This is a genomic window from Anabaena lutea FACHB-196 (assembly GCF_014698305.1).
GTDB classification, from domain to species: domain Bacteria; phylum Cyanobacteriota; class Cyanobacteriia; order Cyanobacteriales; family Nostocaceae; genus Anabaena; species Anabaena lutea.
Map to the genome: position 1 here is coordinate 106,206 of NZ_JACJST010000019.1, position 9,042 is coordinate 115,247.

Here is a 9,042-nt window from a genome sequence, read left to right on the forward strand (position 1 = left end):
CCATAGCGACGTTCTACACACGCTCACCGCCGTAGAACTTGGCCGTGAGAACCAAAAAACGAAAGACAAAACACCAACCAATTCTAGGAAAACACGAACAATGACTACTGACGCAAGTATTAGACAAATAGCTTTCTACGGCAAGGGCGGTATCGGTAAATCTACCACCTCTCAAAACACCCTCGCAGCAATGGCTGAAATGGGTCAACGCATCATGATCGTAGGTTGCGACCCTAAAGCTGACTCTACCCGTTTGATGCTTCACTCCAAGGCTCAAACCACCGTTCTTTCCTTGGCTGCTGAAAGAGGTGCTGTTGAAGATTTGGAACTCCACGAAGTAATGTTGACCGGTTTCCGTGGTGTTAAGTGCGTAGAATCTGGTGGTCCAGAACCCGGTGTAGGTTGTGCAGGTCGTGGTATCATCACCGCTATTAACTTCCTAGAAGAAAACGGCGCTTACCAAGACTTAGATTTCGTATCTTACGACGTATTAGGTGACGTTGTATGTGGTGGTTTTGCTATGCCTATCCGTGAAGATTAAGCTATTTTGTCTAGGGTTTTTGTTAATGCTATTGTTTGAGGATTTTGGTTTTTTATGCCCTATTTTTGCCCTGGGAAATTTTTGGTAAATGGGCATTTTGTTTTGTTTTTATTCTTTTATTTACCCTATTTTGTCCCTAGTGTCAATAGGGATACATGATTTTTGATAAATGAGTTACTAATTTGGTGATTTATAATTAGATTTAGCAAGGATCAGTATCTACCAACAGAGAGGAGAATTTATCTTTATGGACTCAAATACACAACCACCACATTCTGAAAATAACAATCAAGTTTGGGAATGTTTACCCACTTCTTCCAACTATGTAGATCAAATTGCCTTCAGTCCTGATGGAAAAATATTAGCCAGCTTCCATAACAGATCAACTGAAACAATCAAACTCTGGGATGTAGCAACTGGTCAACAACTCTATACCGCTAATTGGGCTGATCTTCAAAAAGTTGACGGAGGGATGGATTTTTTGTTTTGCAATTTGAAAATAGCAGTCTCAACCAATGAATACCCTGTCATCATCAAGCTGTGGGAAACATCCACTGGAAAAGTAACTCATGCTTTTTCTTTTGGGTACAAGCGAAGGGGTAGTTATAGCCGTCAGTTTAGCTCAGATGGAAAAATCTCTGCCAGTTTAATCTGGGTGGGGGGGGACGATGAAACAATAACACTGTGGGAAGTCGAAACAGGGAAAGAGCTTTGTAGTATCACAGTGCCAAATATTACAGCATTCAATAAATATACTGGTGTTATTGCGTTGAGTTCAGATGGTCAAATTTTAGCTAGTAATTCTCAAGATAATAACTCTCGATCTGATCAGAAAACAGTTATTGTTTTGTCAGAAACTCTTACGGGTAAAGAAATTTGCAGGTTTCCAAAAATCGTTGAATGGAAAGACTTTGTAGATAAAAAACTTGCAGAGGAAGAATCTGTAGAGAAAAAATCTGTGGGTTTAAAAACATTTATATCTTCTGCTTTCAATAAATTTCTCCTGATTTTCAGCCCTAAGCTGTCTGAAATGGAAATGTATAAGAGTTTACTAAAAAGCCTAGAATTAGACAAGGAATTTAGCTCAATACAGCCAAAAAAAATTGTATCCCTTGCATTCAGTCCTAATGATCAGCTTTTAGCAAGTGGTGACAATGATGGCACAATTACCTTATGGGAACTGAAAAAGGGATTATCAGAACTACCTACAGCGATTCATACTTTTACCAGCGTTTCCAAACAACCTATCAGAAGTCTTGTATTTAGTCCAGATGGACAAACTTTAGCTACTGGACACGGTGACAACAATAGCGGGATTACTCTGTGGGATGTCAACAGTGGGAAAAAAATTAAAACCTTTGCTGGTCATGTGGTATCAGCCGTTAGGCTGTCCTGTAGTGGTTTTAATTTTGAACGTGACCAAGTAGCTGTTAGTCCTGATGGAAAGATGATCGCTAGTAGTGGCGACAATTACATGATTAGACTCTGGCACACACAGACTGGATCTTTCCTTCGTTCCTTTGAATCTAAGTCTCATCCGGATTATGCTCGAAAAATCACCTTTAGTCGTGACGGTAAATTTTTAGTTAGTGTTTATAGAAAACAGATTGTCCTATGGGAAATATCAACAGGTAGGGAAATTCAGGCAATGATACCTGATCCTGATGCTGATGATTATAACTTTCCTTCTTGGGGTTCAAGAGATTTAAATCAGTATGGAGACTTACTAGCAATTAGTGAAAAATCTGCAAGTTTAGATGGTGCAAAGTTACAAATTAAAGTTCTACAAGTTCCTAATGGTCAAACTGTTTGTACGCTTGTTGGTGACTATCAGTTCCAATATCAGTTACCATCGCAAATTATCTTCAGTCCAGACAAACGCCTTGTTGCTACTCGGCATATTGATGATAAGAATATTAATGATCAGTTGAGGTCTATTACATCTAAGTTTAGAATATGGGAGCTTGCAACTGGTAAGTTGATTCGTAATATCAATATTTATGACCCTGACGGTAGTTATCCTCACTTTAACGATCTACATCCAGTGCTGTTCAGTCCAGATGGTGAAATTTTAGCAATTGCAGGAAATGAAAATATCACCCTATGGGAAGTTAGTTCTGGAGAAAAAATACAGACTATTAATCGTGACCATATTCCTTGGGGAAGTTGCTTGGCTTTCAGTCCCAATGGGCAAATTCTGGCTTTTACTGCTTTTACTGGATCAGACAGTATTAGACTTTGGGATATAAAAACTGGCAGCGAGATTTGTATCCTTGAAGAAACCTTAAGGAGTGATACTGTTACTTCGCTTGATTTCAGTGGTAATGGAGAAATTTTAGTAAGTAGTTATGAGAATGGCACGATTTCAGTGTGGCAGCAAAAAAGGGTTTAGCCTGATGAGTGTATGAGAGCGATAGCATTTCTGGTGTTGTAGGTTATGAATGCGATCGCTTTTTGGGTGTGTGGGTTGTGAGGTGCGATCGCATTTTCGGTGTTATGGGTTGTGAGAGCGATCGCATTTCCGGTGTTTTGGGTTATGGAGTGCGATACTTGCAGTGAGGTTTGCGATCGCTTTTTTGATGTTGTGGTTTATAAGAGCGATCGCTTTTCCGGTGTTTTGGGTGATGAGAGCGATCGCATTTCCGGTGTTTTGGGTTATGGAGTGCGATACTTGCGGTGAGGTTTGCGATCGCATTTGGGATATGTGCGTCGTAGGGATGCGATCGCATTTGGGATATGTCATTGATACTCTCTTCCCAGTGCAAGAATACTAATCTTCTTCTTTCTTCGCGTCCTTCGCGTCTTCGCGGTTCATTTAATCTGTATTCTTCAGTGTTGTGGGTTATGGAGAGCGATCGCTTCACTATCTCCCATTTTTCATCATCCAAACCAACATCCCTAAAATCTCTTCCACAGGTGGGAGAGCATAATCCATCAAATCAATAGTAACAGTATCACCCTCTAACTTTAAAAATCGCCATTGTGTACCACTACTAATTACACCATAAATAACGCTAGGGGGATTATTTTTAGCAGCATTAAATCTTTGTGCGGCCACCATCTCTGCAATACATTGTCCAAGCCCAGTTCTTAAATCAGCCTTTTTTGCTTCGACAATGACAATTACAGGCGCTTCAATTTCTAACACTTCAGGAGAACTACTTAATAGAAAATCGCAAATTCCATTAAGTCCCACTGACTCATCAACTGTAAAATCTTCACCTGAAAATAAACTAATTTGCCGATCTAAAATTCTTCTGACTTCTAACAAAACTGGGTAAATAATCCCTTCTGAACGTGCTTTTTCACTAGCAGAACCAGCCAGCGGCAAACTTTCTTCAAGATATGCTTTTAGCGTCGCAGATGGTTCAATTTTTTCAATAACAGGAATAAAACGCCCACCTTCCTGAGTTTTTAAACCAAAAGCTTCTTTAACCTTACCAATAGATGTAAATTGACTATAAGACATATCTTGTAACATTCCCCATTTTAAAATATTACTCTTTGCGCCTCTGCGTAAGGCTAACTCTTATCTTAACTCAATTTTCATCAAACTGTGTTTCATCTGCAACTTCAATCGTTCATTCTCAATTCTCAACCTCTCATTTTCTTGTTCCAATCTAATCACCATATCCTGTAAATCTTCCACCTTCGATTTTTTCTTAATTGCTTCCTCAATTGCAACCTTGCGATTTTCCAAACTAAACCACTTTTGATAAATGGATGTGTGCATATTCACAGAATGACCCAAATTATCAGCAGCAGCTTTAATGGGAATCCCCATTAAATGCGCTCGAATTGCCCAACCATGCCGTAAATCATAGGGTTGAAAAGGAATCCCGACAAATCTAAACCATCTATCTGTACCATGTCGTGCGGAGTTGATTTCTCTACTCGTCACTTTATCTTTAATTTTCGCTTTTAATAAATTAATTGCTTCTGTATCTGTTTTTAAATTAAAAGTTTCTACCCAACGCGGATATAATGGTAATGCTTCCCTTTCTCCAGTTTTGCATTCTTCATTAACACGCCATGTATTCATCGTATTTTCTGATGATAACCACCAATCTAGATCAGGATTAACAAAAATTTCAATTGGTCTTAATCCATAAGTTGCTAACATCCCATATACCCAACGCCAAAGTTGCCAATTATTTCTATCTTCCCTAGTTATCAACTTACTAGAACGATTAATAGCATAATTTTCAAACTTCAGATATTCTTGTTCTATCTCTGCGTCAGTAGGTATATCACGCTTACGTTGAGAAGTAGCCTTTATTTTTAAATTACTCAATTCTGGAACTTCTAAACCAGAACATTTACACAAAACCCTAATTACCTTAATTAATTCATTTTTGACACTATCCGATGAAGTGCAGAATTTCACAGCATCAATAAAATTGGCATTTATGGCTAATTTATCTTTTGGCAAATGTGTTTTAGCAATATAGGAATAACTATTAAATGTATTGTTACTTTTGAGAGTGCGTTTTCTAGTTTTAAAATAGTTTTGCTCAAACTCAGAAATCAATTCTCCGATTGTGATGAATTTAGCTTTAAATCTAGTTTTGCCTAAATATTTATCAGTCCAGATAAATTGTTTTCTGGCAATCAATCTTCCTAATTCATTAGCTTCTTCTTCCGCAGTATTTAAACCATCAAAACTAAATGGTATTCCCAAAGAAATATCATATTGCTTTGTGCCGATACCGTTTTTATCAACATCACCTGGTTTAATAGGGAGGGTAGTTCTTAACTGTAATGAATTACCTGATTTTCTGACAGAAACACTCACCTTAGCGGCTTTTAGTCTAGCATTAATTGCCTTTAATTCTGTTGTCAGTTTTGCCGTTAGATGATTTTCTTGATTTTCTACTGCTTGCATTCTGCCTAAATATCCCCCATCGGTAATAGCTGTTTGGTGAAAATCGGCAAATGCTTCCTGTGTTCTGTCCATACCCTAGATTTACCCTAATAAAAAAACTGTTTACTCACAACAATGATCACGGCAAACATTGTAGAAGATAAACATTTTCAGGCTATTAGAATAACATTATTACTCTTTCCCGTGAAGGTAAAGCACAAGAAATCTACATCGTTACATCAGGTGAAATGATGGCGATGTACGCTGCTAACAACATCGCTCGTGGTGTTTTAAAATATGCTCACTCCGGTGGAGTACGTTTAGGTGGTTTGATCTGTAACAGCCGTAAGGTTGACCGGGAAATCGAATTGATCGAAACCTTGGCTGAACGTTTGAACACTCAAATGATTCACTTCGTACCCCGCGACAACATCGTTCAACACGCAGAATTGCGTCGGATGACAGTTAACGAGTACGCACCTGATAGCGATCAGGGTAATGAATACCGTGCATTAGCTAAGAAGATCATCAACAACAAGAACCTCACCATCCCCACACCAATTGAAATGGATGAGTTGGAAGCATTGTTGATTGAATTCGGTATTCTTGATGATGACACCAAGCACGCTGAAATCATTGGTAAGCCCGCAGGTGCTACCAAGTAGTAATTAATCATTTAGGAACAGGAAAAAGGAAAACTCTACATAATTTCCTTTTTACCTTCCTTTTCCTCCCTACAGGGGACATTAAGTCCCCAAACTCCATCCCTATCCCCGTTCCTTAGGAGCAAGAGAGACAGAATATGACTCCTCCAGATGACAAGAAGATTGTTGAACAAAGAAAAGAACTAGTTAAAGAAGTTCTCAAAGCTTACCCCGAAAAAGCTGCTAAAAAGCGCGAAAAGCACTTAAACGTATACGAAGAAGGTAAGGCAGATTGCGGTGTTAAATCTAACATCAAATCTCTTCCTGGTGTAATGACCGCTCGTGGTTGTGCTTACGCAGGTTCTAAAGGTGTGGTCTGGGGTCCTATTAAGGACATGATCCACATCAGCCACGGTCCCGTAGGTTGCGGTTACTGGTCTTGGTCTGGTCGTCGTAACTACTACATTGGTACAACAGGTGTTGACACCTTCGGTACCATGCACTTCACCTCTGATTTCCAAGAACGCGACATCGTATTCGGTGGAGACAAGAAACTCACCAAGTTAATTGAAGAATTAGATGTATTATTCCCCTTAAACCGTGGGGTTTCTATTCAATCTGAATGTCCCATCGGTCTAATTGGGGATGACATCGAAGCAGTAGCTAAGAAGACAGCTAAAACAATCGGTAAGCCAGTTATTCCTGTCCGTTGCGAAGGTTTCCGTGGTGTGTCTCAGTCTTTAGGACACCACATCGCTAACGACATGATTCGTGACTGGGTATTCCCCAGAGCCGACAAAGCTAAGAAAGACGGTACATTGAAGTTTGAAAGCACTCCTTATGACGTAGCCATCATTGGTGACTACAACATCGGTGGTGATGCTTGGGCCAGCCGGATTCTGTTAGAAGAAATCGGTTTGCGCGTTGTTGCTCAATGGTCTGGTGATGGTACAATCAACGAAATGTTGATGACCCCCAACGTGAAGATGAACCTCATCCACTGTTACCGCTCGATGAACTACATCAGCCGTCACATGGAAGAGGCCTACGGTATACCCTGTACAAAACATGAGTTAATGGTGTTGTAAACCATGATTTAGTCCACGTCTAACTTTGCTCAACTTGAACAGTGTTCCCAGGGGACAGAAAATGGACTAAATTTTAAGCCAAATTTAAGACACCAATGAAAATTTCTGATCAGGGCATTTTTGATGGGTATGAGCCACCTGCATCTACTGATGGTAGTTACAGAGGAATCCAAAAGCAGATGGCAGCAACTCAACAACATTTAGAGAAGAAATTTCAAAAGGCTCTAGCTGAGGCTAAAACTCGACTCAAGGCAGGGAAGGTAAAAGTTGGTTTGGTAGTGGCAAAGGACTCTATTCAGTTGCAAGCATCCTTACCAGTAAAGTCTGGGGATGTTGACCGTAATGGAACCGGGTACAAGCAGTACAAAATTTCTCTTGGCATCCCCGCTAGTTTGGATGGGGTCAAGACGGCTGAGGAGGAAGCGCAGGAGTTAGGGAAGTTAATTGCTCGTAAGCAGTTTGAGTGGACTGATAAATATTTAGGTAAACTTGCCAAAGTTAAAGATGGTATCTCAACTGTTGGCGATACTTTAAAAGATTTTGAGATTAAATATTTTCAATCTCACAAGTTAACGGAAAAAAGTAAACATACATTCTCTTACTACTTAGATTATCTAAAGCGGTACGTGGGACTAGACACGCCGTTAAACCAGGAATCAATAGATTTGGTAATAGCAAGTTTACAGAATGAACACGCGAAACAAAATGCGGTTAAAACCTTGAAGGTTCTCAGGAATACCTTAAATATCACTACCTTTGCTTTAGACAATATCAAAATTAAAAAACCACAAACTCAAGCTAGGGATATTCCTAGTGATGAGGATGTGGTTAAATATTTTCAGAATTTTTATAACTATTCAGTTTCTAGGAAAGGAACTATCAAACTAACTTGTTTAAACAGTTGGAAGATGTGGCAGTGGGTTTATGGAATGCTTGCCACATATGGATTACGACCACGGGAAGTATTTGTAAATCCTGAGGTTGATTGGTGGTTGAGTTCTGAAAATGTTGATAATACTTGGAAGGTTGCACCGGAAACGAAGACAGGATATAGAGAGGCTTTACCTCTACATCCTGATTGGGTTGAGTTGTTTGATTTAAAGAATCCTGAGTTTTTGGAACTGTTGAAAAGTCAGGTTGATGGTAGAACCAGTTTCACTGACATCAACACGATTAGAGTTAATTGTTCATCGTGGTTTAGACGGGTAAACGTTCCCTTTACACCATATGATTTACGCCACGCTTGGGCGATTAGAGCGCATATCATGGGTGTACCAATTAAGGCTGCTGCTGATAATTTGGGGCATTCAGTAGAGATTCACACTGAGGTTTATCAGAAGTGGTTTAGTTTGGAGAATCGGAAAAAAGTTATCAAGTTGGCTGTTAATAAACTGGATGATATTGAGGTTCTAAAGGAAGAAAATGCCCGGTTAAGGGCTGAGGTTGAGTTGTTGAAAAGTGCGCTGGCTAGGAAGCAGGTGTCTGAGGTGTTGGGGTGAATGCGCTGCGGTATTTTTGTAGCCACTCCAAAACCATTACCTGTAAGGCTTTTGGAAGTTTATTCCCCCAAAAATGTAGTAAGGCGATCGCTATTATTTTAATTTTCTCAAATGATGAGAGTAGAAACTAATAGCAACTGTTGCCTTCGGAAACTTCACCCAACAGCAGAGGTCGATTCGCTCAACTACGCCTTTCTGTCCTTTCTTCTTCCCAGTGAGAATTACCACCTCATCCCCGACCTGTAAAGTTGTCAGCGGCGATTCTTTCAAAGCCACTATGTTTATCATTTGGATTGTAATTTCCTGTGATGGCACTCCTGGCAGAATACCAATTACTTCATCTTTAGTTGTTCGGATTGTTTTGATTTTAAATTTACCCTGTTCATCTTTCGTACCGTAGTAAACC

The 9,042-nt window shown here is 39.6% G+C and carries 8 protein-coding genes and 2 pseudogenes; 6 read left to right on the plus strand and 4 right to left on the minus strand.

All coding sequences use genetic code 11. The features are described 5' to 3' along the window. Positions 1–100: 100 nt before the first annotated feature. From H6G59_RS19230 to H6G59_RS19240, 3 genes and pseudogenes are all read left to right on the plus strand, one after another. Positions 101–535: pseudogene (locus tag H6G59_RS19230) on the plus strand (AAA family ATPase); the annotation flags it as partial. A gap of 253 nt (positions 536–788) precedes the next feature. Continuing rightward, positions 789–2,933, plus strand: coding sequence for a WD40 repeat domain-containing protein (locus H6G59_RS19235; protein ID WP_190717241.1), 2,145 nt, complete (start codon positions 789–791; stop codon positions 2,931–2,933). Between the two features lie 8 nt (positions 2,934–2,941). Next, the gene (locus H6G59_RS19240; protein ID WP_190717243.1) at positions 2,942–3,100 is read left to right on the plus strand and encodes a hypothetical protein; all 159 of its coding nucleotides are present in this window, start codon (positions 2,942–2,944) and stop codon (positions 3,098–3,100) included. Here H6G59_RS19240 and H6G59_RS19245 read toward each other — a convergent pair. The 3 genes from H6G59_RS19245 to H6G59_RS19255 are packed head-to-tail and all read right to left on the minus strand — an operon-like array spanning position 3,076 to position 5,498. Then, complete coding sequence (locus H6G59_RS19245) at positions 3,076–3,429, minus strand: hypothetical protein (RefSeq protein WP_190717245.1); 354 nt, start codon at positions 3,427–3,429, stop codon at positions 3,076–3,078. The genes H6G59_RS19240 and H6G59_RS19245 overlap by 25 nt on opposite strands. Beyond that, entirely contained in the window at positions 3,405–4,010 is a 606-nt protein-coding gene (locus H6G59_RS19250) for a hypothetical protein (RefSeq protein ID WP_190717247.1), read from the minus strand. Before H6G59_RS19250 ends, H6G59_RS19245 begins: the two co-directional genes overlap by 25 nt. Positions 4,011–4,070: 60 nt before the next feature. Continuing rightward, a complete protein-coding gene (locus H6G59_RS19255; protein ID WP_190717249.1) occupies positions 4,071–5,498 on the minus strand; it encodes a site-specific integrase in 1,428 nt (475 codons plus the stop codon). A 110-nt stretch (positions 5,499–5,608) separates the two neighbouring features. On the opposite strand from H6G59_RS19255, the pseudogene nifH reads away from it, so the two are divergent. From nifH to H6G59_RS19270, 3 genes and pseudogenes are all read left to right on the plus strand, one after another. Further along, positions 5,609–6,070: pseudogene (gene nifH, locus H6G59_RS19260) on the plus strand (nitrogenase reductase); the annotation flags it as partial. Positions 6,071–6,207: 137 nt separating this feature from the next. Beyond that, entirely contained in the window at positions 6,208–7,137 is a 930-nt protein-coding gene (locus tag H6G59_RS19265; RefSeq protein ID WP_190717251.1) for a nitrogenase component 1, read from the plus strand. A gap of 95 nt (positions 7,138–7,232) precedes the next feature. Further along, entirely contained in the window at positions 7,233–8,636 is a 1,404-nt protein-coding gene (locus H6G59_RS19270; protein WP_190717253.1) for a site-specific integrase, read from the plus strand. Between the two features lie 93 nt (positions 8,637–8,729). Here the strand turns inward: H6G59_RS19270 and H6G59_RS19275 are convergent. After that, a partial coding sequence (locus tag H6G59_RS19275) for a KOW domain-containing RNA-binding protein (RefSeq protein WP_199332077.1) occupies positions 8,730–9,042 on the minus strand: 313 nt, incomplete at its 5' end.

Coding starts and splice junctions, on each gene's coding strand:
- H6G59_RS19235 (WP_190717241.1), top strand. CDS start 789: ATGGACTCAAATACACAACCACCACATTCTGAAAATAACAATCAAGTT.
- H6G59_RS19250 (WP_190717247.1), bottom strand. CDS start 4,010: ATGTCTTATAGTCAATTTACATCTATTGGTAAGGTTAAAGAAGCTTTT.
- H6G59_RS19255 (WP_190717249.1), bottom strand. CDS start 5,498: ATGGACAGAACACAGGAAGCATTTGCCGATTTTCACCAAACAGCTATT.
- H6G59_RS19265 (WP_190717251.1), top strand. CDS start 6,208: ATGACTCCTCCAGATGACAAGAAGATTGTTGAACAAAGAAAAGAACTA.
- H6G59_RS19270 (WP_190717253.1), top strand. CDS start 7,233: ATGAAAATTTCTGATCAGGGCATTTTTGATGGGTATGAGCCACCTGCA.